Consider the following 24,706-nt stretch of genomic DNA (forward strand, 5'->3'; position numbering starts at 1 on the left):
GAGTAGGAAATCTTGTTAAATTTCCAACATAAAGTTGATGAAAGACAACCTACTGTAATATGCTTAAATTCCCTTTCGAATTCCCAATTTAAATGTTTATAGTAACTTGCACGACCTGCGCTTAAAACAGGTCGCTTCAGTTAAACTATAGTTCCTTTATTTTCTCTGTTAGTTCATTAAATCGTGCATCTAAATGTTTATAGTCCTTATCTTGTGGAGTCATGAAACTAAGTCTCCCCAAAATTTCCTGTCTCTCTGTTTCCAGCTGGAGCCTCGTTTTTTCTTTATCGTCAAGTGCCCTTGCTTGTTCTGAATGCTTCACAACAGTTTGGTTTTCAACTCGAAGCTCTATATTGGTTGTTCTTTTCTGGAAATATTGATCATGCGTTACGACAATTAGAGTTCCATTATATGCTGCCAATGTTTCCTCTAACTGCTCCCGAGAAGCAATGTCTAAATGGTTAGTAGGTTCATCGAGAATAAGCACATCTTTCTCCTCCAAAATATATTTCATTAGCTTACATTTAACGCGTTCGCCCATACTCATCTGGTAAATCGGCTCTCCCCATTGAGATGCTGTAAAGCCCAAATGCTTCATCAGATTCTGCACGATACCCCGATCTTGATACGTTTTTTGATGAAATAATTGAGCAGGTGATTGATCCAGCGGTAAATCAAATACTTCCTGTGTTAAGTAGCCTATTTCTGCAGTAGGGGACATCCAAATATCCCCATTTGCAGTTTCTAGTCCCATGAGTATATTCAAAAATGTGGTTTTCCCACTCCCATTCGCACCCGAAATGGCTACTTTTTCACCATGCTGAATTGTTAGTTGGACATTGTTGAAAAGGTTCCGATCTCCAAATGACTTTCTAACATTTCTAAATTCCACAAAACGCTTGCCAACTTTTTGGTTTGACTCCATAGTAAAATTTACTTTATATTCCGGCTCAACTGGCTCGGCATCTATTTTTTCCAATTCCTTCTCTAACCGTTTTTGTTTTGATTTAACTTGTGCATCCATTCTTTTGGCTTTGACCCGATAATATTCTTTAAAACCATCCTTTTTAGTGGATTGTTCGTGAGCCTTTTGTGACCATGAATCCAATTCCTTTATTTGTGCTTCGACTCGCTGTTTCATTTTCTGTTGCTTTTCATATTCCCTTTGTTGGGTAAGTCGCTTTTGGTCACGAGCTTTCATGTAACTGGAATAGTTTCCAAGGTGGGGAGTCACCGTCTGGTCTTCAATCGCCCAGATTTTTGTGGCCACTGCATCCAAAAATTCGCGATCGTGAGAGACAAAGATAATGGAGCCTCTCCAAGCGTTAAGCTGTTCAATAAGAAAACGTCTACCTTGTTTGTCCAGATGGTTTGTCGGTTCATCTAGTAAAAGGATGTCTGCATTTTGAGCAATACCTCGTGCCAGCCGTGCTTTCAGTTTTTCACCACCGCTCAATTTATTATAAATTAAGTTTGGTACTTGCCATTTTTCCAATAGAGCAGATTCTAATGGAGAAGCCTGGTCAAAGGTATGTGTTTTCGTTTCCTGTTCTACTATACTAAAAATAGGTTTCTCACGTGGGTAATTTATTTTTCCTTCTGTAGGTTGACGTTGTCGCTGCAGGACATCCAGCAATGTCGATTTACCAGCTCCATTTTTTCCAATAACACCAATCCGATCCCCATGTTGAACGGTAGTGTTGATATTTTCCAATAGAATATGACCTTCTATCTCTATGCTAACATCATTTAATTGTAGTATTTCCAACATTTCATTTATCCCCTTTTTACTGGGAGAATAAAAAAATCCTCCCAGGTAATTGGAAGGATTAGTTGCATTTAACAGTGCCAAAATAAGCTATTCACATAAATAGCCATTCCGTTCATAGAAAAATGGGCACACTAATCCTAATTTTGCAGTCTTCGAAATTACTATTTCAAATACTAAAAAATAAGATTAGTTATCCATTGTCCACCCATCATTCCTTTCTACTTAATTAAAGGAAGTTTATCATAATATTTTGTAAAAAACAACCAAAGGACGTACTACCGAGACAGATAAACGCATGTCCGAGACAGTCAGCATGCCAACCGAGACACAAAAGCTCATGCACGCGACAGCCGACGTGCCAACCGAGACACAAGAGCTCACGCCCGTGACAGCCGACGTGCCAACCGAGACACAAGAGCTCACGCCCGAGACAGCCAGCAAACACACCAAGTCAGCATCCTTTAATGAGTTGTTAATCAGGCATTTCTTCATCTATCTTTATTTTCAGCAAGAGCACGAGTTCATTCTCTTTTATTAGATTTTCTATATCTTTTTCATTTTGAAAATCAATGGTTGGTATTTTGTTACTTGCGGTTTGCCAATAAGCGGCAAGTAGCTTGGGTTTCCCCAATTCCAGATCAATTTCTTTTCCCTCTTCTATCGCATGCCCCCATGACGTCATGTATTCTTCGTTCAGATTTAAATCAATTTTTTCGGGATGTATATTCACACCCGGGCCATACAGTAAGACAGAACTATTAGAAAGCATACCAAAACCTAAGTGGCCTTCCTCGACCTTATTTACACTCATGCCATAACTTAACTCGGTTACTGGCTGATCGTCTTTTTTACCAGCCTGATATTTCTCTACCCAAAGGCGAACCCAGCGTTTATCTGCATGCGGCAGATAAAAATTATAGTCAAATATAGTACCTAAATTTAACTCGTTGAAAGTCTCTGCATATTTCGAATTCTCTATGCTGGAAATAGTAGGTGACTTTTCTTGCGTATTCACTACATTAGAACAGCCTGCTATTAATAAAAAGAAAATGAATAAAACAATTAAATATGCTTTTTTCAACTAACCACTCCTCAAAATTTCTTCGTTAGTCCTTAATTATTGAATTTCACATCATTATTGTCTTACTTCCAGCAAATTTCGTCACACATTAAAAAGTTGAACTGAAAAATATTTTATACAGCTATGGTTTAATAAATAATCCATACTCTTTTTCAAAGAGATAATAAAATTAATGAGCTGGTAAGATTGGAGTATGTAGTGAGCAGAAAACCGCTAAGAAGAGCCCCGTGGAATTAAATGTAATACAACATTTCTACAACTTTACAAAATTAAATTCATTTTATTGGGAAAATTAATTTTATTTAAGTATATAACAATATTTTACAAAAGGATAGTCAGAAACTGGTGATGCATTCTCAGCAATCCATTTATATGAGAGAGAAGTACAAAATATGAGAGAGCCCCCAGACCATATGAGAGAAAAGCATAAAATATGAGAGAGCCCCCAGACCATATGAGAGAGAAGCACAAAATATGAGAGAGCCCCCAGACCATATGAGAGAGAAGCACAAAATATAAGAGAGCACCAAGTCCAAATGAGAGAGCCCCCAATCCATATAAGACAGGTCCGCAACAAAAAAGCCGCAGAACTTCATATCCTGCAGCTTAGTCTTATATATTACAATGTTAGATGGATGCTTCGTAAATAGATTTAACTGCTTTCTCTAATTCAGCATTAAATTCTTCGTCTGTCTGATTTACATTCAGATCCTGGCTTAATGCTCTGGAGAAGCTTGCGATTAGGCCATCATTTTCTTTTAATTTTTGATTTGCTACATCAGTGGAATATCCGCCAGACAATGCAACAACTCGTACCACTCTAGGGTGATCAATTAATTCCTTATACGTGTTTGCTACTGTTGGAATAGTTAGTTTTAACATAACTGGTTGATCTTCACTTAATTCATTCAGATGACGTAAAATCTCATCCTTTAAAAGCTCTTCACATTTTTCTTTCTCTGAGCTATTAATATCAACTTCTGGTTCGATAATTGGCACGAGACCTGCAGCAATAATTTGTTTACCAACTTCAAATTGCTGATCCACAACAGCTTTAATTCCTTCTTGATTCGGTTCTTTAATAACAGAACGCATTTTTGTACCAAAAATATGACGCTCATTAGCACGACGCAATTTATCGTCTAAGTCTGTAATAGGTTTCATTAGTTGCACACCATTGGATTCCTCAGCAAGACCTAAGTCCACTTTTAGGAAAGGAACAATGCCTTTTTCTTCTGCAAGGTAATCACCAGTGTATTTACCTTCAATTTTACTATCCATTGTTTGTTCAAATAGGATAGCACCTAGGATATGCTCCGGATTAAATGCAGGTGAAGTAATAATCCTTGTCCGCATTTGATGTACTAAATCATACATTTCCTCCTCATTGGAGAATGAACTTTCTGGCACGCCATATGCAGCAAGTGCTTTAGGAGTACTACCACCACTTTGGTCAAGCGCGGCAATAAAGCCTTTTCCATTTTTAATCTTTTCAAGTTGATTTTGTTGCATGAATCTCACTCCTCTATTGTAATAGTGCTAGCTTCTTCAGCTATGAAATTAATTATTCATAAGAAAGTGTGAAGCAACTCTTATAATGTAATTGTAGCATTAATGTAGGGGGAGAGTGTAGTAAGGCGCACAAAATGAATGATAAAATCCTACAAAATAAAAGCATCGGATGCAAAGTTGCCTGCATTGGGCCTCCGAAGCTCATTAAAAAAATCCTTTGCAAATAATCAATACATGCAATTAAAAACCTGTAACGAACAGGAAAAAGTCCTTCATCGCTACAGGTAAAATTGATATTATATAATTACTCTCTAACATTAACAACCAGTTTTCCTCTTGCATGTCTTGTTTCTGTTTTCTTCAACGCTTCCAATGCTTCTTCAAAAGAGAACTCTTTTTCAATAACGAGCTGAATCTTCCCAGCAGCGAATTGTTTAACAAGCTCTATCACTTTTTTCTGGGTTTCCGGATGATGGCCCATTTGCCTTACGGTAATATTCCGCTCGGGATTTAGGTTTAGGCCGTATCCTGAAACAGTTATAACCTTTCCGCCATCCTTTACAACCTGCATGCTGTCTTTCTCGGTACCGGGCTGGATAGCAAGTGATGCCGTAACGCCGCCTTTTGCCCAGTCCCTAACCTGTTTCGGCCAGTCTGCATCATGATAGTCTACGGTTTTATCTGCACCAAGGGATTGCATGTATTCATGGTTTCTTTTCGAAGCAGATCCTGCCACATGGATTCCCTGTGCTTTTGCAAGCTGGATGATATAAGTACCAATTGCTCCTGAAGCTCCGGCGACAAACAAATAGTCTCCAGCTTTCAGGTCGAGCTCGCGCATACTTTCCAATGCTGTTTTCCCTGCAACTGGAATGGCAGCGCCTTGTTGATACGTTAATTGATCCGGCATGGCGATCAAGGTTTCCTTATTGGCGGTTGCGTATTCTGCCCACGCACCGCCCTTTGGTTGAAGGTTCGTGGTAAAAATGACGCGATCACCGACGGAAAAATCGGTAACATTTGCTCCGAGCTTAGCAATTTTTCCTGCACCTTCCGTTCCAATTATAAAAGGAAATTGAGCATCTTTAGGAATAAAATATCTGTCATGGATGCCTACACCAAAAGCTTCTACCTGAATTAAAACTTCTTCTGCGGATATTTAGGCACAGGGACTTGTGCGATTTTGACTTCGTCTGATCCTGCGTCTGTTCGTACAAATGCTTTCATCAGTGACATATAGAGAACCTCCTTGTTTTTTATAAAAGCTTAGGCTTCATTTAAGTGAAATGCATCTGCTAGTAATGCATACGATTTGTGCCTTGCTTCTTTGTCTGGAATCATATTTAGAATCATCAGCTCATCTATCTGCGCATCCTGTTTTAACTTCAGCAACTTTTCTTTTACCGTAGTGACACCGCCTATCACAAAACGACCTTTATTCTGTTGACGTACCAATTCTTCCTGATCTGAGTATGAATGACTGGCGGCTTCCTCAAGTGTTGGTGGAGCAAAATGAAATTGGCCTGTGCCCCAACGTGCCCATTGTAGCTCTGCCGGGCCTGCAAGATATGCAGCTTCCTCATCAGATTCTGCACATACAACAATAATGGAAAGAATGCTGTATGGGTCTTTATAGAATTTTGATGGCTTAAAGTTTTCCAGGTATTTACGAAGTACTGGGATCGCCCAATCCGGGTTAATTTGAGCTGCAAACGCATAGCCAAGTCCGAGTTCGGAAGCAATTTGCATACCCCCATCACTGGATCCAAGCATAAATAGGTCAGGACGGAGAGACCGATCTGGTGATGGGGTAATTTTGGCAAAGGGGTGATCTACAGGAAAATCACCAGTAAAATAAGCTAGCAACTCATTAAGTAGTTCACCGGCATCATCGCCATGAAGCGCTTCTCGAGAACGACGAAGTGCTAACGCGGTAATTCCATCTGTACCTGGTGCGCGTCCCATACCTAGATCAATTCGACCTGGGTGCAGAGCTTCCAGAAGAGAGAAGTTTTCCACGACTTTAAGTGGGCTGTGGTTTGGTAGCATCACACCACCAGAGCCGATCCGTATTCGTTCTGTCAGTGCGGCCACATGTGCAGCAAGTAATTCTGGAGAAGTACTTGCTTGGTGTTTTGTGTTATGATGCTCTGCAAACCAATATCTTGTGAATCCAAGCTTATCTGCTAGTTGAGCAAGCTCAGTGGAATATTGCAGTGTTTTGGTAGCTGATTCATTATTATAAATGGACGCCAGGTCCAAAATGGAGAGCTTTAATGAATTGTCTTCACTATGCATATTATTTTTCCCTCCTAATTATGTATATGCTAAACATTAGTACCCTAATTAAAATAGAAGAACAATTGTAAGTCAATAAAAGCATCTTATCATATAATTTTGACGTAAAAAGAGGACATGGATATAATTAGTATACTAACAAATTGAACGAGGTGTTGAATATGGTAGAAAAAGAGATCCGAGAGCTACTTCAAACGATTGCTGCCAAATCACGCAAAGCATATGCGCGCCAATTCCGCCATGTGGATTTACATATTGGGCAGGAAACTGCGCTCTGTCAATTATGGATGGAGGATGGACTTAACCAGTCGCAATTACGTGATAAAATGGGGTGTGAGGCCTCTACACTCAGTAATATGCTACGAAAGCTGGAACAAGATGAATTTATATACCGCAAACAGGATGAGATTGATGCACGCAGCACCAGAGTTTTTCTTACGGAGAAAGGCAAGCAGTTAAAAGAACCCATTAGCCGTGTCTGGGAAGACCAGCAACAAAAAATGCTTAACGGAATCTTGCCAGAAGAATTACTATTTATGCGAAGATTACTAAAACAAATGGAAGCTAATTTGCGGGAGGATTAGGGAATCAACAACTTTCACTTTCAAAGGAGGAGAACGATTGAGATTTAGCAATGTTTTTTGTATTGGGCGTAATTATGCAAACCATGCGGCTGAGCTCGGAAATGAGCTGCCATCTATGCCAATGGTTTTTTCAAAGCCGACACATTCACTTGTACGTGCAGATGGCAAGGTGATTACATATCCGGCAAACATGGGTGACATTCACCATGAATTAGAAATTGTTTTATACATAGGCAAACATGTTTCTGAAAAATTTCAAGTCGATGATGTAGTAACAAAAATGGCGCTCGGGGTGGATCTTACTTTAAGAGACGTCCAAACTGATTTAAAAAAGAAAGGACATCCATGGCTCTTGGCGAAAGGGTTTAAAAATGCGGCAGTCGTTACGGATTTCTGGGATTTTCCTGGTACGGCTGCTTGTGCAGATGAAATTTTTTCATTGGAACGTGGGGGTAAGGTGATTCAAAAAGGGAATATCCAATCGATGATATTCAATTTCCATGAGGTTATTGACTACATTCAAAAGAATTTTGGTTTAAACGAAGGTGATATAATCTATACGGGCACACCTGAGGGAGTAGGTCCCATTGCTGATGGGGAAAAATATGAACTCAAATGGGGAGAAAAAGTAAAAGGAAGCTTTGTCGTCAAGCAAAGATAGATAATATGCCACATTTTAAAACCCCTCTTTCTATCCGTACAGAAGGAGGGGTTTTGGATGAGCATAGGTTTACAATAATTTGCTAAATTGTTGAGCTTGTTCCTCTAACTGACGCGAAGATTGATTAAAATCTCTGAAGTCACTCACAGTGTCACGTACCTTTTCCTGGCCTTTTTCCATGTGTGTTTGGACCTTTTTTGTTCCATTTGTAATTGTGTTAATTTCTGTCTTAATCTTATCCGTGTTATCTCGAATTTGAGTAATGGATTTTTCCACATTATCGGATAGCTTACGTACTTCTTGAGCAACTACATTGAAACCCCGACCATGTTCTCCCGCGCGAGCAGCCTCAATAGCAGCATTTAATGCTAACAGGTTCGTTTGTACTGCAATGCCTCTAACTGTTTCCACAATTTTACCTATGGCATGTGCTTCCTGTTGCAGATCCTGGAGAGTTTCTGTATTATTTTCAGTTTCACGAACGAGCTGTTCCATTAATTCTAAAAATTCTTCTGATCGGATAATTCCTTTTTCTGCTTTGTTATTCAATGTGCCTGACATTTGCGTAAGTTGATCAGCAACATTCATTAGATTATTGTACCGATCAGTTATATTTGTTGCTACTTTGGATACACCAATAACTTTTGTGTGTGCTTCATTATATATTGGCATATAGGTAGCCTCCAGCCAAATCCGTTTACCGTCCTTACTTTTTCGTTCAATTTTATCCTGATACACTTTTCCTGTAAGCAAATGTCTCCAAAAGCGCTCATATTCCTGACTGTTTGCAAATTCTGGGAAACAAAGTAATTGGTGGTGCATGTCTTTCATCTCTATTGCTGTGTAGCCAATCGTTCTTGCAAAAACTTCATTAACATAGGCGATTCGACGATCAAGCCCAAAGCGGACAATGGCGAGATTTTCCTCTATAGCTTTTACAACGTGTGCATCGGTAACTTCTTCATTTACTTTTGTATGTAACATTTTTTCTCTCCTCTTTTGAGATAAGTTACTATATTTCAAAACACCTTAAAGATGAAATAAGAATGGTGTATGTAATAACTGACCTCAAAAGGAGGGGGCTGTAATAGCAGTATCCTTATTTTATTGTCCTTATGTCATAAACGTGTAACTCTTTAATTAAGGCTTACGACATAAGGATATTTACCTATATTATAATGGATGAAACCTGGAACAGGTAGTAATTTAAATTTTTTTACACATTTTCTCTTCTTTCCAAAATGGACGGTGGCTATTTCATTTGCTAAAGTCTTAATAGAAGGAAGCGATAAAATATTGCATGTACAGGAGGGATGAAATTGGCTGAGCTAAAGTTTGAAATTATGGAAACACTTGGGGTGTTGTCCGAATCACCGAAGGGGTGGACGAAGGAAGTAAATTTAATCAGTTGGAATGGAAGAGATCCAAAATATGATATTAGAGACTGGTCTCCAGATAAGGAAAAAATGGGGAAAGGCGTAACCCTTACAACATCAGAATTGGAAGAATTAAAAAAGGTTTTAGGGAGGTAAGTTTGTATCTCCCTAAAACCTTTCTTACGTAAAATAGATAAGGTTTTGAAATATTGCCTACTGCGTTAGTGAAAGCCAAGTACAGCTCCAATGAACGGTATCCCAAAACCCAACAGTTTTCTTTAGACGCTTTGCCTCTATTATAGTATGACAGAATCATTGTGTTTTCTCCATATCCCACCAGTAATTAATCTGTTATGGATCCAATCTGCCCCCGGTTCTTAAAAACGGTTTGATGGCGATTCCGTAGATTTAAATGGAATAGAAATCACTAGTGAAAGAGGGAATACGCAAGCGCTAATTATATATAAAAGCTAAGGTTGCGGATAATTCGCGATGAATAAGTCAAATTAAGCAGTTTTAAATAAATTAGAGTGGTAAGATGTAGGTTGAAATTATATAAAATGAACTTTCCCTCTTTCTATAGAAGAAGGAGTATTATTACAATAAAGGGAGCGCTTTAAATGTCCGAAAAGTATATGGTTTTTGTATACGGAACCTTACGCAAAGAGGAAAGTAATAATGAATTTTTGGCAAATTCACGACTTGTTGCCGAAGGAGCATGGACTGCAGGAAAGCTGTACTCCACAACAAGCTATTATCCAGTCCTGGAAAAGTATAAATATGGGAAAGTATATGGAGAGTTATATGAAGTAACAAAGGATAAGCTGGAGGAACTTGATGTATTGGAAGGGTATATAGGGGAAGGAAAAAATAACTTGTATGATCGGATTGAACAAACGATCTTTACCGATAAAGCTAGTTGGCTGGCATATCTATATGTAATGTCAATTAAATCAATGGAGATGCGTTTATCGGTTATAGAAAGCGGAGATTGGAAGAGGCATGTACCATAAAGGGTAACTTATGCTTGCCGCACTTTGGAGTTTATTCATACAACAAGGAGGAAAAAAACAACTACTATTCTGGTTGGGGAAAATAAAATTTTTCAACTGTTGACATTCGTTTCTAGAAAATGTAATATTGTTCTCGCTGCTTAAACAGATTACAAAACGTGCAGCCGATCTTATTCAATATCATTTGTTTGTAAAGACGAAAAAAATTATTGACTTCCCTTTATGATATGTGATATATTAATTGAGTCGCCAATTTGAGAAGATAATGTGAAACTTATAAACTATGAAAAAAGTTGTTGACACATGTATCTCTGAATGGTATGATGTAAAAGTCGCTTTTTTGAAAGTGACAACATATTTGCTCTTTGAAAACTGAACAAAACAACCAGTATGTCAAGAAAAACATGACGTTTTTCGTTAATTTTTAAAAAGCCAGAAGTTAACGCTTCTGCAGCTAAGACATGGAGATAAGATTGATTGGTGTCGATCTTATTCAAACTTTTATGGAGAGTTTGATCTTGGCTCAGGACGAACGCTGGCGGCGTGCCTAATACATGCAAGTCGAGCGCGGGAAGCAAGTTGATCCTCTTCGGAGGTGACGCTTGTGGAACGAGCGGCGGACGGGTGAGTAACACGTGGGCAACCTGCCTGTAAGACTGGGATAACCCCGGGAAACCGGGGCTAATACCGGATAATACTTTTCATCACCTGATGGAAAGTTGAAAGGTGGCTTCTTGCTACCACTTACAGATGGGCCCGCGGCGCATTAGCTAGTTGGTGAGGTAACGGCTCACCAAGGCAACGATGCGTAGCCGACCTGAGAGGGTGATCGGCCACACTGGGACTGAGACACGGCCCAGACTCCTACGGGAGGCAGCAGTAGGGAATCTTCCGCAATGGACGAAAGTCTGACGGAGCAACGCCGCGTGAGTGATGAAGGTTTTCGGATCGTAAAGCTCTGTTGTTAGGGAAGAACAAGTGCCGTTCGAATAGGGCGGCACCTTGACGGTACCTAACCAGAAAGCCCCGGCTAACTACGTGCCAGCAGCCGCGGTAATACGTAGGGGGCAAGCGTTGTCCGGAATTATTGGGCGTAAAGCGCGCGCAGGCGGTCCTTTAAGTCTGATGTGAAAGCCCACGGCTTAACCGTGGAGGGTCATTGGAAACTGGAGGACTTGAGTACAGAAGAGGAGAGTGGAATTCCACGTGTAGCGGTGAAATGCGTAGAGATGTGGAGGAACACCAGTGGCGAAGGCGACTCTCTGGTCTGTAACTGACGCTGAGGCGCGAAAGCGTGGGGAGCGAACAGGATTAGATACCCTGGTAGTCCACGCCGTAAACGATGAGTGCTAGGTGTTAGGGGGTTTCCGCCCCTTAGTGCTGAAGTTAACGCATTAAGCACTCCGCCTGGGGAGTACGGCCGCAAGGCTGAAACTCAAAAGAATTGACGGGGGCCCGCACAAGCGGTGGAGCATGTGGTTTAATTCGACGCAACGCGAAGAACCTTACCAGGTCTTGACATCCTCTGCAATCGGTAGAGATACCGAGTTCCCTTCGGGGACAGAGTGACAGGTGGTGCATGGTTGTCGTCAGCTCGTGTCGTGAGATGTTGGGTTAAGTCCCGCAACGAGCGCAACCCTTGATCTTAGTTGCCAGCATTTAGTTGGGCACTCTAAGGTGACTGCCGGTGACAAACCGGAGGAAGGTGGGGATGACGTCAAATCATCATGCCCCTTATGACCTGGGCTACACACGTGCTACAATGGATGGAACAAAGGGAAGCAAAACCGCGAGGTCAAGCAAATCCCATAAAACCATTCTCAGTTCGGATTGCAGGCTGCAACTCGCCTGCATGAAGCCGGAATCGCTAGTAATCGCGGATCAGCATGCCGCGGTGAATACGTTCCCGGGCCTTGTACACACCGCCCGTCACACCACGAGAGTTGGTAACACCCGAAGTCGGTGAGGTAACCTTTTGGAGCCAGCCGCCGAAGGTGGGACCAATGATTGGGGTGAAGTCGTAACAAGGTAGCCGTATCGGAAGGTGCGGCTGGATCACCTCCTTTCTAAGGATTTAGAACGGAACACTGGAAGGTTTACGCCTTTCAGGAAGGACATACATGGTTGTTTGGTTCAGTTTTGAGAGAGCGAAAGCTTCTCAAAGGAACTTCTGTTAAGTACCGTCACCTCCTGGGACTGCGATTACTCGTCCCATCTAAAACATTTGTGACGAACACAGAAGCCACCACATCCTGTGGAAGTTGTACCTTGAAAACTAAATAAGAGTAACAACGACATCAATTTTAGATATAAAGTAAGGCTAAGAAATTAGCACGCTTATTCATTGTAAAAATAGTTAAGTGAATAAGGGCGCACGGTGGATGCCTTGGCACTAGGAGCCGATGAAGGACGGGACTAACACCGATATGTCTCGGGGAGTCGTAAGTAGACGTTGATCCGAGAATTTCCGAATGGGGGAACCCACTGTTCGTAATGGAACAGTACGCATAGCTGAATACATAGGCTATGTGAGGCAGACCCGGGGAACTGAAACATCTCAGTACCCGGAGGAAGAGAAAGCAAATGCGATTTCCCAAGTAGCGGCGAGCGAAACGGAATTAGCCCAAACCAGAAAGCTTGCTTTCTGGGGTTGTAGGACACTCCTTTGGAGTTACAAAGGAATTCTTTAGATGAATCGATCTGGAACGATCAGCCATAGCAGGTAAGAGCCCTGTAATCGAAAAGGAATTCTCTCCGGAGTGTATCCTGAGTACGGCGGAACACGAGAAATTCCGTCGGAATCCGGGAGGACCATCTCCCAAGGCTAAATACTCCCTAGTGACCGATAGTGAACCAGTACCGTGAGGGAAAGGTGAAAAGCACCCCGGAAGGGGAGTGAAAGAGAACCTGAAACCGTGTGCCTACAAGTAGTCGAAGCCCGTTAATGGGTGACGGCGTACCTTTTGTAGAATGGACCGGCGAGTTACGATCCCATGCAAGGTTAAGTGGAAGACACGGAGCCGCAGCGAAAGCGAGTCTGAATAGGGCGATTTGAGTATGTGGTCGTAGACCCGAAACCGTGTGATCTACCCATGTCCAGGGTGAAGGTCAGGTAACACTGACTGGAGGCCCGAACCCACGTATGTTGAAAAATGCGGGGATGAGGTGTGGGTAGGGGTGAAATGCCAATCGAACACGGAGATAGCTGGTTCTCTCCGAAATAGCTTTAGGGCTAGCCTCAAGAAATGAGTACTGGAGGTAGAGCACTGATTGGACTAGGGGCCCTCATCGGGTTACCGAATTCAGTCAAACTCCGAATGCCAGCTACTTAGACTTGGGAGTCAGACTATGGGTGATAAGGTTCATAGTCGAAAGGGAAACAGCCCAGACCGCCAGCTAAGGTCCCAAAGTATACGTTAAGTGGAAAAGGATGTGGAGTTGCCCAGACAACCAGGATGTTGGCTTAGAAGCAGCCATCATTTAAAGAGTGCGTAATAGCTCACTGGTCGAGTGACTCTGCGCCGAAAATGTACCGGGGCTAAACGTATCACCGAAGCTGCGGATTGTTCTTACGAACAATGGTAGGAGAGCGTTCCAAGTGCTGTGAAGTCAGACCGTGAGGACTGGTGGAGCGCTTGGAAGTGAGAATGCCGGTATGAGTAGCGAAAAAAGAGTGAGAATCTCTTTCACCGAAAGCCTAAGGGTTCCTGAGGAAGGCTCGTCCTCTCAGGGTTAGTCGGGACCTAAGCCGAGGCCGAAAGGCGTAGGCGATGGACAACAGGTAGATATTCCTGTACCACCTCATGAGCGTTTGAACGATGGGGGGACGCAGTAGGATAAGGAATGCGCACCGATGGATGTGTGCGCCCAAGCAGTGAGAAAGTTGGATAGGCAAATCCGTCCAACAATTTCAAGCTGTGATGGGGAGGGAAATTGAGTACCGAAGTTCCTGATTTCACACTGCCAAGAAAATCCTCTAGTGAGTTCATAGGTGCCCGTACCGCAAACCGACACAGGTAGGCGAGGAGAGAATCCTAAGGTGAGCGGGAGAACTCTCGTTAAGGAACTCGGCAAAATGACCCCGTAACTTCGGGAGAAGGGGTGCTCCTTTAAGGAGGAGCCGCAGTGAATAGGCCCAAGCGACTGTTTAGCAAAAACACAGGTCTCTGCGAAGCCGAAAGGCGAAGTATAGGGGCTGACACCTGCCCGGTGCTGGAAGGTTAAGGGGAAGCGTTAGCTTACGCGAAGCGCAGAACCGAAGCCCCAGTAAACGGCGGCCGTAACTATAACGGTCCTAAGGTAGCGAAATTCCTTGTCGGGTAAGTTCCGACCCGCACGAAAGGTGCAACGACTTGGGCACTGTCTCAACGAGAGACCCGGTGAAATTATACTATGCGTGAAGATGCGCATTACCCGCGACAGGACGGAAAGACCCCGTGGAGCTTTACTGTAGCCTGATATTGAATGTTTGTACAGCTTGTACAGGATAGGTGGGAGCCTTGGAAACCGGAGCGCCAGCTTCGGTGGAGGCATCCGTGGGATACCACCCTGGCTGTACGACCATTCTAACCCAGGGCCGTGATCCGGTCCGGAGACAGTGTCAGGCGGGCAGTTTGACTGGGGCGGTCGCCTCCCAAAAGGTAACGGAGGCGCCCAAAGGTTCCCTCAGAATGGTTGGAAATCATTCGCAGAGTGTAAAGGCAGAAGGGAGCTTGACTGCGAGACCTACAAGTCGAGCAGGGACGAAAGTCGGGCTTAGTGATCCGGTGGTTCCGCATGGAAGGGCCATCGCTCAACGGATAAAAGCTACCCCGGGGATAACAGGCTTATCTCCCCCAAGAGTTCACATCGACGGGGAGGTTTGGCACCTCGATGTCGGCTCATCGCATCCTGGGGCTGTAGTCGGTCCCAAGGGTTGGGCTGTTCGCCCATTAAAGCGGTACGCGAGCTGGGTTCAGAACGTCGTGAGACAGTTCGGTCCCTATCCGTCGTGGGCGTTGGAAGTTTGAGAGGAGCTGTCCTTAGTACGAGAGGACCGGGATGGACACACCGCTGGTGTACCAGTTGTTCCGCCAGGAGCATAGCTGGGTAGCTACGTGTGGTAAGGATAAGTGCTGAAAGCATCTAAGCATGAAGCCCCCCTCAAGATGAGACTTCCCATCACTTCGAGTGAGTAAGATCCCTCAGAGACGATGAGGTTGATAGGTCCGAGGTGGAAGCGTGGTGACACGTGGAGCTGACGGATACTAATAGATCGAGGACTTAACTAATTTTCTTCTTTGATGGTCGTTGTTTTTCTCTTATTTAGTTTTTAGGGTATAAATTCATTTTATGATATATACCGCTAAAAAGTGGTCTAGTAGCAATAGCGGAGAGGTCACACCTGTTCCCATGCCGAACACAGAAGTTAAGCTCTCCAGCGCCGATGGTAGTTGGGACGTTGTCCCTGCAAGAGTAGGACGCCGCTAGGCAATTCAAAAAGCATTGTGATACGTAGAGTATCGCAATGCTTTTTGAATTGGGTGATTTATAGGATGATTTGCCATACCGCGCCAGTTTATTTTCTGAGGTTTCGTGTCCGTTAATATCCTATCAGAGATAAATCTTGAGTCATTCATACTGAACTGTGCTATATAGTAACCTCCTAATGGACAAAAGCCCGATCCAAACGCCAAGAACTGTCCAATAGCTCTTCCCTAATGGACAAAAGCCCGATCCAAACGCCAAGAACTGTCCAATAGCTCTTCCCTAATAGACAAAAACCCCATCCAAACGCCAGGAACTGTCCAATAGCTCTTCCCTAATAGACAAAAGCCCCCTCCAAACACCAAGAACTGTCCAATAACTATTCTACTCCACTCCATAATGCCGAAATATACAGCTAACCGTAACTTCAATCTATCCAAACGCCAGAACTTCTCCAATAAAATAAAAGTTACCAAAAAGGACTGTGACAAACCTCAATGATATATAGGTTCAGTCACAGTCTCTCCTGCTAATTATTTTGTAATAAAGTTTTCAGTATAAAATGGCATGGAGTCCTTATTAAATGCCACACCAACAGCAAGTGTACGATATTCTTCTTTTAATATATTTTCGCGGTGGCCAAGGGAATTCATAAGACCTTCGTGAGCGAAAATGCTGCTGATTTGTCCCGCGGCAATGTTCTCTCCAGCAATTTGAAAGCCAATGCCATCTTCTCTCATTCTTTCAAAAGGTGATTGCCCATCTGGGTTCACATGGCTGAAGAAATTATTTTCAGCCATGTCTATACTATGCTCACGGGCAGTTTTTCTTACATGTTCGTCCCAATTCAACGGGGAAAGTCCATGCTCTACACGTGCTGCATTTGTCAGGTCGAACAGCTGGTATTCAAAGCCTTTCTTCAATTCTTTACTTGCTTCTGGCAGATAGGCTTTTTTCTCATCTTCCAGTTTACCACTGATCATTTGAATCGCAGTGACGGTATGATCTTCATGTTTATCATAGAAAATAGTTACATAGTTATCATTTATAAGAAAAACATCATACTCATTTTTACTATCAATCTGATAGTTGATAAATCCTTTTTTTATACTTTTCAATGGTTCACTTAAGGCATCCCGGACGCTTTCTTTGGAACTGCCTATTTTAATATTGTCCTTTGACCTTAGCAAATCCTGATTGGTGTATAACCCAACAACTTGATTTTGATCATTGTATGCGGCCATAAAGAAATTTTGATAATTGTCGTGGTAGGTAACCCAATCAACACCATATTCATTCATTGTAGCTCGCTCTGGCTCCCCCGCCTGATTTTCTATTTCTGCTCTATCTGTACCGAGGCCAGCATTATGAACAGTAAACGGTTGCTCTTTGGGTGACTCAAGTTTCGGTTTATCAGCCTTAGGATCACTTGGTTTTTCCTCTGATAATTGCTTGTCAGTAAATGTTGCAATCAAGTTCTGTATTCCACTATTTATATTTTCCATCGTATCTATTACTGTGGGATTCTCTTTAATTTGAGTAACATCTGCATCCATTTTTTCTATCACACCAGAAACGCCAGATTGTTCAAAGGTGTTTCCATAAAAATGCCAAAATGCCCAACCGATAAGAAGAATAAAAATAATGGTACGTATTTTTGGCATCCTGCCACTCCCGTCTAATGTTGTTTTCTCCATTGTAGCCGATGGGGCTGGTTTTATACAACTTGAAAAGAATGGAATTTATTAGAAACAAACACTACTATTTCGTATATGTAAAATTGAAAATTATGTTAAAATATAGAAAAAGAAATAAAATGGAAGTAGGGGTCAAATGAGAAAGCATATTTTTTGGATTTTGCCCGTGGTCATGGTACTTGCGGGCATTGTTTCCTTGGTGGTACAAAATCTCCAAACTGCAACAGAACCGCCAGAAAAAGGTTGGAGTAGGGCATTGCCAATAGGATCTACTATGCTAAATAAGTTCCCGATTATCAGGGAGACGGAGGAAGGGCAATTCATGATCCCTTCTTATGAAAACGATACTTTAGTAACAAAAACTTTTGATGAGGAGTTTACATTACTGGACAAAAAAGAGGTATCTATACCGATTACCAAATGGACACAGGTATATATTAATAATGATACGGTAATCTATCATGACTATTATCATATTTACAATAAGGATCAAAAGAAAATAGTCTCAGATGTGTCCCAGTTTTATCCTATGAAGGATTCTATCTTGTACATAAAAGAAAATACGTTGTTTCAGCTAGATCCAGCAACTAAAGAATCAAATGAATTAATGGAGCTCCCGAAGAATACTGAGGAAATCTCACCTTATGAAAATGAAGAAGGATTATTTTTTATGACAGAACAGTCCGAAAATAACCTTGTACATGCAACAATATATAAGGTAGCGGATTTGCAAGCAACTAAGCTTGTGGAAGAAGATTTAGAGCTTGCCCCCGGGCATGCTTCCGAGCAAACAGCATTTGCAGTCAGAAATAATGAAGTTGTACTAATCATTCAAGCTATACAGAAAAGTACACAGGGATCTCCAGAGTTTTTCACGTACTTGGCAATGACGGAGAATAGTAAGTTTGAGAAGGATACACTAACTAAATTACGATTTGAAGATCCAATAAGTGGAAAGAATCTACAAGAAATAGGAACGGTGAATATTCGTTTTAATGAGGATATGCCAACACTTGTTTTCCAGGCCAATGGTTTCTCCCGTACAAAATTTATGGGGGATAAAGCATTTAATATTTATACAGCTAAACTAAAAGGTGGCAAGGTGACTGAAGTACATCGAAAAAGTAATACTCCGGATATCTCAAATAAACCTGTATGGGTAGATGACAATACCATTGCCTGGTTGGAAGCAAGTTCTGGCCATAAAAATATGTTTATATCATCAGGTTCAGAAGCTATTATTGAAAAAGCAAGTGGAATAAGTTCTGATGATTGGTTGCGTATTCTAGGAAAAACAGGTGGTATGCTATCTATATCTCTACTGACATTTCTTATTTCAGGTATTTGGTATATTTGGCCAATTTTATTCATTGTCATTATGCACTTTTGGAAATCCAGGAAGGTCCAGAACGATCCACCTTGGATATTTTATACGGGAATTGGCATCTATATGCTGGCTGTACTCCTTTTTAAGAGTCAATATTTTGTTCCGGCAATTGCTGCAAAGGCACCAATTTATTTAACCTTTCCGGGAAGCGCCTATGTGTATATATTTTTGTTTGGGATTGTTGCTTATGTTAGTGCACAATCTACCAAAGATACAAGGCAATGGGCTGGAACGGCACGAATCAGTTTATTTATAGGAGCACACATCCTTATGATTGCAGCTGTATTTGGTCCATATTTAACAGGATTTTAGTTAAGAGCACTTGGTTTTTATTACCAAGTGCTCTGTAACGTTCCAAATGGCTGCGTAACTTGCATGATAGATAACGAAACAAAAATAAAAGAACACACCAACAACCATTCTATGTCAGAAAGAGAGTTATAAACATTTAATTAAGCTTGATTTTTTTCAAATAGATTAGGGCGAAAACAAAACAACATTTCAAATAAATAAGCTTTTAGAGTAGCTTGGCAGGCTATTTTATTGCCAGAGGGGTCTATGTATGCGAAAATACATTTAATAAATACATTGTAATGAACCCTTCAGAGAAACATGAATGAGCCAATATAGGATTTTGCTTTTTGTCATTACAATTGCTCGTAATTTGGCGTTAACTCATTCTTGTTGAATGGTTCTTAAGATATAGTTGAGGTGGTTAGCTGACTTTTTTTATTAAATACACGAGAGACATTTGATATTCTCTCAAATATTTGTTATAATTAAGCGCTTTTAAAAGTTATAAGGGGGAGCTTTTTTGTCAACTGAAATAGGTAGTAAAGTTAAAGGGAAAGTTACTGGTATCACTAATTTTGGAGCTTTTGTCGAGTTGCCGGACGGAAAGACCGGTCTTGTTCACATTAGTGAAGTGGCGGACAGCTTTGTAAAAGATGTAAATGATCACTTGACGGTAGGTGACGAAGTTGAAGTTAAAGTCATCAGTGAAAAAGAAGGTAAAGTAGCCTTGTCTATTAAAAAAGCTATTGACCGACCACGACCTGAGCGATCTGCTCGTCCGAATAGAGATCGTAATTCTAAAGATTTCCGTGGGAAAGGCAGTGGCTTTAAACCAAAGGAAAGCTTTGAAGACAAGATGGCTAAATTCTTGAAAACCAGTGAAGAAAACTTATCCACTCTTAAACGCCACACAGACACTAAACGTGGAGGAAGAGGCGGGAGACGCGGGTAACTCCTTTCATATCATATCGAAAAACAAGCCATTTGTGGCTTGTTTTTTTGATATAATCGAATTTACTTTTCGAGCGTAATTGCGTTTCTTCAAGCTACAGGATTATTTTTTCGATCCTTAGTTAAACTCTGTAAAAGGTTTCGTTTATACATATAAGAAATGAGATTTAATACTTTGCCGGATAATTTCTTTGGAAAAAGATCCTGTTTATAAAAATGGTGGAAGGCAAAGGCTAAATCTCGCCATTGATGACATTCTTTTTCTTGTTGAAAACGGGCTACATCAATTAGTTTTATTGAGCCTTCAGGTGTTAGTATAATATTTTTCAGGTGAATATCTGATGGATTCAATCCTCGTTCTTTGGCAGATTGTAAAGCATTTTCCACTTGGTAAATTGTTTCCTCTTTTATAGAAATTCCTTCAATTAGACAATCAAATAAGGTTGTGCCATCTATATAATCAATGACTAAATAATTTTGTCCTGCTTCATATAGATTTGGATAAGAAGGAACACCTTTAAGCTGACGATATATATCAGTTTCAATCTTTGCTATAGATGCAAAATAAGGGTGGAAAACCTTCAATGCCAGATTTGTTCCTTTTATTAAAAATACGGCAGCACTCCTGCCTGAAGCAATATGCTTAAGAGAAGCTTCATCATAAGCTTCCACTTTAATTTCCTTTGTTAATTTAATCTCTTTTTCAAATAGTATTGTATCAACAAGCTTATGGAATTGTATCAAAAGTGAGGCTCCTTTCCACGTTCTATTTTAACTATATGGGAATGGAACAAAAAAATATGCTATATAAAATAGTATTCGTAAAAACCTTATTTCATTGGTCGGTAACGGACAGTGTTTCATTTTTGCCTCGGAGGGAAAATAAAAGATGTAACCACGTAAAGAACGACTAGCTGAGATAAAGGAGTTTTTATTATGCGCAACGATCTTAAACATTATATAAATGGAGAATGGATTGATTCAACAGGGACGGAAACAACAGAAGTAATTAATCCGGCAACCAAGGAAGTAATTGGTCAAATAAGCTTGGGAACAGAGGAAGACCTAGATAAGGCTGTACAAGCTGCCCGTAATGCTTTCCCTACTTATTCTACAACAAGTCGGGAAGAAAGAGTTGATTTACTGGAAAAAATTGCAGCAGAGTATGAAAATCGGAAACAAGATCTAATAGAAACAATAACAGAAGAGCTTGGTTCTCCAATAACCAAATCTGAAGAGATCCATTATCAAATGGGTTATAACCACTTTAAGCAAGCTGCTGAGGAATTGAAGCATTTTCAATTTATGGATGAACGGGAGCATTCAACAGTAGTAAAAGAGTCCGTTGGTGTCAGTGGTTTAATTACACCATGGAACTTCCCGACAAATCAAACAACTACTAAAATAGCCAGTGCGTTAGCTGCAGGTAGTCCAATGGTTCTAAAGCCTGCTGAGCTGACTCCATATGCAGCTATTATAATGGCTGAGATATTTGATAAAGTTGGTGTGCCAAAAGGTGTATTTAATTTGGTGAATGGTAGCGGCAGCACAATCGGTAACGGTATTAGCTCACATCCTGATATTGATTTTGTCTCATTTACCGGGTCAGTAGGTGTTGGTCAAAAGACAATGGAAAATGGGGCAAAAAACATTAAGAAAATTGCCCTTGAGCTTGGAGGTAAGTCACCACTTATTGTGCTTGATGATACGGATCCGGAATATGCTGCAAATACGGCAATTACGCATATGCTGACAAATACCGGTCAGGTTTGTACCGCAGCAACCCGCATTATTGTGCCAAAAGAAATGAAAGGCTCTATACTAAATGTGGTGGTCTCCTTTGGAGGATCAGTGTTTCCGTAAGAAACAAAAAAATACACTCATTCCCCTCTCTTTTGTTAACCTAAAGTTGCGACACAAAAGGAAAAGGAGAGGGAAAGAGTGCAAAACCATTTTATCATAGAAATGTTAGGTATTGAAGACAAACATGTAGATGTATGGGAAGTTTCTAGTGACTCAGCTAAGTTTTTTGTAGAGCTATATACAAAAGTAAAGAAGCAGAAGTGCCCGTTTTGTGGCAATAGGACAAAAAGTATCCACGGCTATCGTACCCAAACGATTCAGGGGCCCATTGTTTCCAATAAACCAGTTAGTATTTCTTTGAAAAAGAGACGCTACTTATGTAAGGCGTGTAATCATACGTTTTATGAAAAGCTTCAGATGGTGGAACGATACCAACGTTGCACCCGTTCTATACAAACGACAGCGCTAACGTATACAGCTGTGGGCTCATTTACTACAGCTGCCCAGTTAACTGGGATGAGTTCGCAACGGTTACTTCGTATTTATGATCGAAAAGAAATAAAAACAAGGAAAGTCCTGCCACGTGCGTTAGCTATTGATGAATTTAAAGGGGATGCGGGCGGTGAAAGGTTTCAAACGGTCATTGCGGATGTAGAAAATAAAGAGATTGTGGATGTCTTACCTGATCGGAAGGTAGATACAATTAAAGCTTATCTTCAGTCCTGTGATACAAGTAACGTAGAGATTGTCGTCATGGACCTTTCTAAGTCTTTTAAGCAAGCAATACGGAAGGCGCTTGGTAACCCACTGATCATCGCTGATCGATTTCATTTTATGCGGCAAGTATATTGGGCGCTAGATGAAGTACGTCGAGAAGTGCAAAGAGACTTAGAGAAAAAAGACCGGATATATATGAAAAAAAGTAAAAAGTTACTTTGGAAATCAACCTATAAATTATCAGAAGAAGAGCGAGAGAAAGTAAATCAGTTACTCCAGGTTGATCCTCGATTAGAAGAGGCATACAACCTAAAAAACAAACTTGATCAGTGGTTTAAAGAGAGTAACGAAAAGACCGCTACACAGGGTCTAGAAGGATGTTTAATGGCGATGAAGGATTCTAATATTGAGTCTTTTCATAGAGTAAGAAAAACATTTGAGCGGTGGAAGCAAGAGATCTTGCATTCCTTTATGTATCCTTTTAATAATGGATATATTGAAGGCGTAAATAATACAATTAAAGTGGCAAAACGAATGTCGTATGGAATTAAAAATTTTAATCGATTAAAAAAGAAAATACTGTGGCGACAAGAGGTTAGAAGGGTTTTGACACAATAGAAACGGCAACCAATATACGTACGCAGCTATTTAAGCAAAGGCTTTTTAATAAAAGAGATGGTGGAGTGAAAATCACACCACCACATTTGACTGAGAACCAAATGAAATCGGATTTTGAAAAAGCATTACTAAAAGCATTGCCCGACTATAAGGTAGGAGATCCACAGGATGAGGATACATTCACAGGACCATTAGTTGCTGAAAAGATTTGGGATCGAGTACAAGAATATATCCAAAAAGGCATAGATGAGGGTGCGACTTTATTAACAGGTGGCACTGGAAATCCAGAAGGTTTAGAGAAAGGTTATTATGCTAAGCCGACCATATTTACGGATGTAAATAATACGGAAATGACAATTGCCCGGGAAGAAATATTTGGACCTGTGTTGGCTGTGATTTATGTGGATTCACTTGAGGAAGCAATTGAGGTTGCTAATGATACACCATATGGGCTTGCTGGTTATGTGGTTGGAAAAGACAAGAATCGCCTAACAAAAGCAGCACAAAACATTCGCGCAGGCAGGATTACCATTAACAATGCGGAAGGTGATTTTTCTGCACCGTTTGGTGGCTTTAAACAATCTGGTATTGGACGCGAATGGGGCGACTATGGTATTGAAGAATATCTCGAGCCGAAGACTATATTAGGTATGAAGTAAATATTCTCAAAAGCAATCCAGACATTAAACACGTGTCTGGATTGCTTTTTTATGGTTTTAATATATAGGTCGGCGGTAACCAATATAAGATATCTGCAGCAAAACCTTTTTATAGACATCACTATCTATTCATATAATGCTGAAGTGTATAATAGTGATAACTGCTCTACAATCTTATCCAGATTTACTTCCTCTGTCTCCACACATTCCCATAAAAACATTTCATTCATAAAATACCAGCTTTTCGCAGCAATAGGTGCATCGAATTTTGTACTGACCAAATTGGTTGTCTGTGAATACGTAATGTCATTTGTAATGCTTTCTATAAATTGGTTCCGTATTTCCAGCCATCTTGCTTCAACAACATCACTACTACCAATTGCCTCCTTAACGACTTTTAGCGTGCTTTTTTCCTCTATAGCCAACTCTAAGAAATCTCTCACTTGATTTTGTATTTGTTGACGGGCAGCTGCAACTGAATTGGGACGGAAATTTTGGTTTGCAACCTGCAAAAAGCGCTCCATTACACTTTCCATTACAGTAACAAACATGGCATCCTTGTTTTTAAAATAGACATATGCAGTCCCATACCCTACGCCAGCAGCTTTAATGATTTCAGAAATCGTTGTTTTATTGAATCCATTTTTCAAAAAGACCTCATGTGCTGAGCGAATGAGTCGTTTCTTTGTTTCCAATGCCTGCAATTCACGTTTGGTTAGATTCTTATCCTCCATATAAACCACCTTTTATTATGTACTATTTCACTGATATCATGTCATTGACAGTTTGTCACCGATATTGTATCATATAAACCAATA

At 40.8% G+C, this 24,706-nt stretch carries 16 protein-coding genes, 3 rRNA genes and 4 pseudogenes; 12 read left to right on the forward strand and 11 right to left on the reverse strand.

Annotated elements, in window-relative coordinates:
• Positions 1–145: 145 nt before the first annotated feature.
• The 6 genes and pseudogenes from abc-f to X953_RS07020 all read right to left on the reverse strand — a co-directional run bounded on the left by abc-f (position 146) and on the right by X953_RS07020 (position 6,662).
• On the reverse strand, positions 146–1,771 hold the full coding sequence (abc-f, locus tag X953_RS07000; protein WP_040954942.1) for a ribosomal protection-like ABC-F family protein: 1,626 nt from the start codon (positions 1,769–1,771) through the stop codon (positions 146–148).
• Between the two features lie 472 nt (positions 1,772–2,243).
• Positions 2,244–2,852 (reverse strand): hypothetical protein, encoded by a 609-nt coding sequence (locus X953_RS07005; protein ID WP_052350075.1) that lies wholly within the window; start codon positions 2,850–2,852, stop codon positions 2,244–2,246.
• A 627-nt stretch (positions 2,853–3,479) separates the two neighbouring features.
• Positions 3,480–4,364, reverse strand: coding sequence for a fructose bisphosphate aldolase (locus X953_RS07010; protein WP_040954943.1), 885 nt, complete (start codon positions 4,362–4,364; stop codon positions 3,480–3,482).
• 304 nt (positions 4,365–4,668) lie between these two features.
• The gene (locus X953_RS19080) at positions 4,669–5,274 is read right to left on the reverse strand and encodes a zinc-binding dehydrogenase (RefSeq protein WP_198023324.1); all 606 of its coding nucleotides are present in this window, start codon (positions 5,272–5,274) and stop codon (positions 4,669–4,671) included.
• Between the two features lie 120 nt (positions 5,275–5,394).
• Positions 5,395–5,523: pseudogene (locus X953_RS20520) on the reverse strand (NADP-dependent oxidoreductase); the annotation flags it as partial.
• A gap of 107 nt (positions 5,524–5,630) precedes the next feature.
• Complete coding sequence (locus X953_RS07020) at positions 5,631–6,662, reverse strand: LLM class flavin-dependent oxidoreductase (RefSeq protein WP_040954944.1); 1,032 nt, start codon at positions 6,660–6,662, stop codon at positions 5,631–5,633.
• Between the two features lie 161 nt (positions 6,663–6,823).
• Here X953_RS07020 and X953_RS07025 point away from each other — a divergent pair, with 161 nt between their 5' ends.
• On the forward strand, positions 6,824–7,246 hold the full coding sequence (locus X953_RS07025) for a MarR family winged helix-turn-helix transcriptional regulator (RefSeq protein ID WP_040954945.1): 423 nt from the start codon (positions 6,824–6,826) through the stop codon (positions 7,244–7,246).
• 37 nt (positions 7,247–7,283) lie between these two features.
• Positions 7,284–7,907, forward strand: a complete 624-nt coding sequence (locus X953_RS07030; RefSeq protein ID WP_040954946.1) for a fumarylacetoacetate hydrolase family protein — start codon at positions 7,284–7,286, stop codon at positions 7,905–7,907.
• A gap of 69 nt (positions 7,908–7,976) precedes the next feature.
• Here the strand turns inward: X953_RS07030 and X953_RS20525 are convergent, their stop codons facing one another.
• Positions 7,977–8,495, reverse strand: a complete 519-nt coding sequence (locus X953_RS20525) for a methyl-accepting chemotaxis protein (RefSeq protein WP_369792739.1) — start codon at positions 8,493–8,495, stop codon at positions 7,977–7,979.
• A gap of 21 nt (positions 8,496–8,516) precedes the next feature.
• A pseudogene (locus X953_RS20530) lies at positions 8,517–8,891 on the reverse strand (PAS domain S-box protein); the annotation flags it as partial.
• Positions 8,892–9,226: 335 nt separating this feature from the next.
• Here X953_RS20530 and X953_RS07040 point away from each other — a divergent pair.
• The 5 genes from X953_RS07040 (at position 9,227) to rrf (ending at position 15,767) form a co-directional block, all read left to right on the forward strand.
• Positions 9,227–9,439, forward strand: coding sequence for a YdbC family protein (locus tag X953_RS07040; protein ID WP_040954948.1), 213 nt, complete (start codon positions 9,227–9,229; stop codon positions 9,437–9,439).
• Positions 9,440–9,903: 464 nt separating this feature from the next.
• The gene (locus X953_RS07045; protein ID WP_040954949.1) at positions 9,904–10,296 is read left to right on the forward strand and encodes a gamma-glutamylcyclotransferase; all 393 of its coding nucleotides are present in this window, start codon (positions 9,904–9,906) and stop codon (positions 10,294–10,296) included.
• Positions 10,297–10,796: 500 nt separating this feature from the next.
• Positions 10,797–12,362, forward strand: a 16S ribosomal RNA gene (locus X953_RS07050).
• 288 nt (positions 12,363–12,650) lie between these two features.
• A 23S ribosomal RNA gene (locus tag X953_RS07055) occupies positions 12,651–15,566 on the forward strand.
• An 85-nt stretch (positions 15,567–15,651) separates the two neighbouring features.
• Positions 15,652–15,767: ribosomal RNA gene (gene rrf, locus X953_RS07060) — 5S ribosomal RNA — on the forward strand.
• The 16S, 23S and 5S rRNA genes sit together here, the layout of an rRNA operon.
• A gap of 528 nt (positions 15,768–16,295) precedes the next feature.
• Here the strand turns inward: rrf and X953_RS07070 are convergent.
• Positions 16,296–17,426, reverse strand: coding sequence for a CAP domain-containing protein (locus X953_RS07070; RefSeq protein ID WP_040954951.1), 1,131 nt, complete (start codon positions 17,424–17,426; stop codon positions 16,296–16,298).
• Between the two features lie 169 nt (positions 17,427–17,595).
• On the opposite strand from X953_RS07070, the gene X953_RS07075 reads away from it, so the two are divergent.
• Together X953_RS07075 and X953_RS07080 are read left to right on the forward strand one after the other, a co-directional pair.
• On the forward strand, positions 17,596–19,158 hold the full coding sequence (locus X953_RS07075; RefSeq protein WP_040954952.1) for a hypothetical protein: 1,563 nt from the start codon (positions 17,596–17,598) through the stop codon (positions 19,156–19,158).
• Between the two features lie 502 nt (positions 19,159–19,660).
• Positions 19,661–20,092 carry a S1 domain-containing RNA-binding protein gene (locus X953_RS07080; RefSeq protein ID WP_040954953.1) on the forward strand — a complete coding sequence of 144 codons (432 nt, stop codon included), beginning with the start codon at positions 19,661–19,663 and terminating at the stop codon, positions 20,090–20,092.
• 89 nt (positions 20,093–20,181) lie between these two features.
• Here the strand turns inward: X953_RS07080 and X953_RS07085 are convergent, their stop codons facing one another.
• Positions 20,182–20,835: a serine/threonine protein kinase gene (locus tag X953_RS07085; protein ID WP_040954954.1), complete on the reverse strand. Its 654-nt coding sequence runs from the start codon at positions 20,833–20,835 to the stop codon at positions 20,182–20,184.
• Positions 20,836–21,027: 192 nt separating this feature from the next.
• Here X953_RS07085 and X953_RS07090 point away from each other — a divergent pair.
• From X953_RS07090 to X953_RS07100, 3 genes and pseudogenes are all read left to right on the forward strand, one after another.
• A pseudogene (locus tag X953_RS07090) lies at positions 21,028–21,927 on the forward strand (aldehyde dehydrogenase family protein); the annotation flags it as partial.
• A 105-nt stretch (positions 21,928–22,032) separates the two neighbouring features.
• Entirely contained in the window at positions 22,033–23,229 is a 1,197-nt protein-coding gene (locus X953_RS07095) for an ISL3 family transposase (RefSeq protein ID WP_040954247.1), read from the forward strand.
• Between the two features lie 86 nt (positions 23,230–23,315).
• Positions 23,316–23,888, forward strand: a pseudogene (locus tag X953_RS07100) (aldehyde dehydrogenase family protein); the annotation flags it as partial.
• Between the two features lie 125 nt (positions 23,889–24,013).
• On the opposite strand, the gene X953_RS07105 reads toward X953_RS07100, so the two are convergent.
• The gene (locus tag X953_RS07105) at positions 24,014–24,622 is read right to left on the reverse strand and encodes a TetR/AcrR family transcriptional regulator (protein ID WP_040954955.1); all 609 of its coding nucleotides are present in this window, start codon (positions 24,620–24,622) and stop codon (positions 24,014–24,016) included.
• Positions 24,623–24,706 lie beyond the last annotated feature (84 nt).

The sequence above is a fragment of the Virgibacillus sp. SK37 genome, from assembly GCF_000725285.1.
Lineage (GTDB): Bacteria > Bacillota > Bacilli > Bacillales > Amphibacillaceae > Virgibacillus_Q.

Coding starts and splice junctions, on each gene's coding strand:
- X953_RS07045 (WP_040954949.1), top strand. CDS start 9,904: ATGTCCGAAAAGTATATGGTTTTTGTATACGGAACCTTACGCAAAGAG.
- abc-f (WP_040954942.1), bottom strand. CDS start 1,771: ATGTTGGAAATACTACAATTAAATGATGTTAGCATAGAGATAGAAGGT.
- X953_RS07020 (WP_040954944.1), bottom strand. CDS start 6,662: ATGCATAGTGAAGACAATTCATTAAAGCTCTCCATTTTGGACCTGGCG.
- X953_RS07105 (WP_040954955.1), bottom strand. CDS start 24,622: ATGGAGGATAAGAATCTAACCAAACGTGAATTGCAGGCATTGGAAACA.
- X953_RS20525 (WP_369792739.1), bottom strand. CDS start 8,495: ATGAATGTTGCTGATCAACTTACGCAAATGTCAGGCACATTGAATAAC.
- X953_RS07025 (WP_040954945.1), top strand. CDS start 6,824: ATGGTAGAAAAAGAGATCCGAGAGCTACTTCAAACGATTGCTGCCAAA.
- X953_RS07075 (WP_040954952.1), top strand. CDS start 17,596: ATGAGAAAGCATATTTTTTGGATTTTGCCCGTGGTCATGGTACTTGCG.
- X953_RS19080 (WP_198023324.1), bottom strand. CDS start 5,274: ATGCCGGATCAATTAACGTATCAACAAGGCGCTGCCATTCCAGTTGCA.
- X953_RS07010 (WP_040954943.1), bottom strand. CDS start 4,364: ATGCAACAAAATCAACTTGAAAAGATTAAAAATGGAAAAGGCTTTATT.
- X953_RS07070 (WP_040954951.1), bottom strand. CDS start 17,426: ATGCCAAAAATACGTACCATTATTTTTATTCTTCTTATCGGTTGGGCA.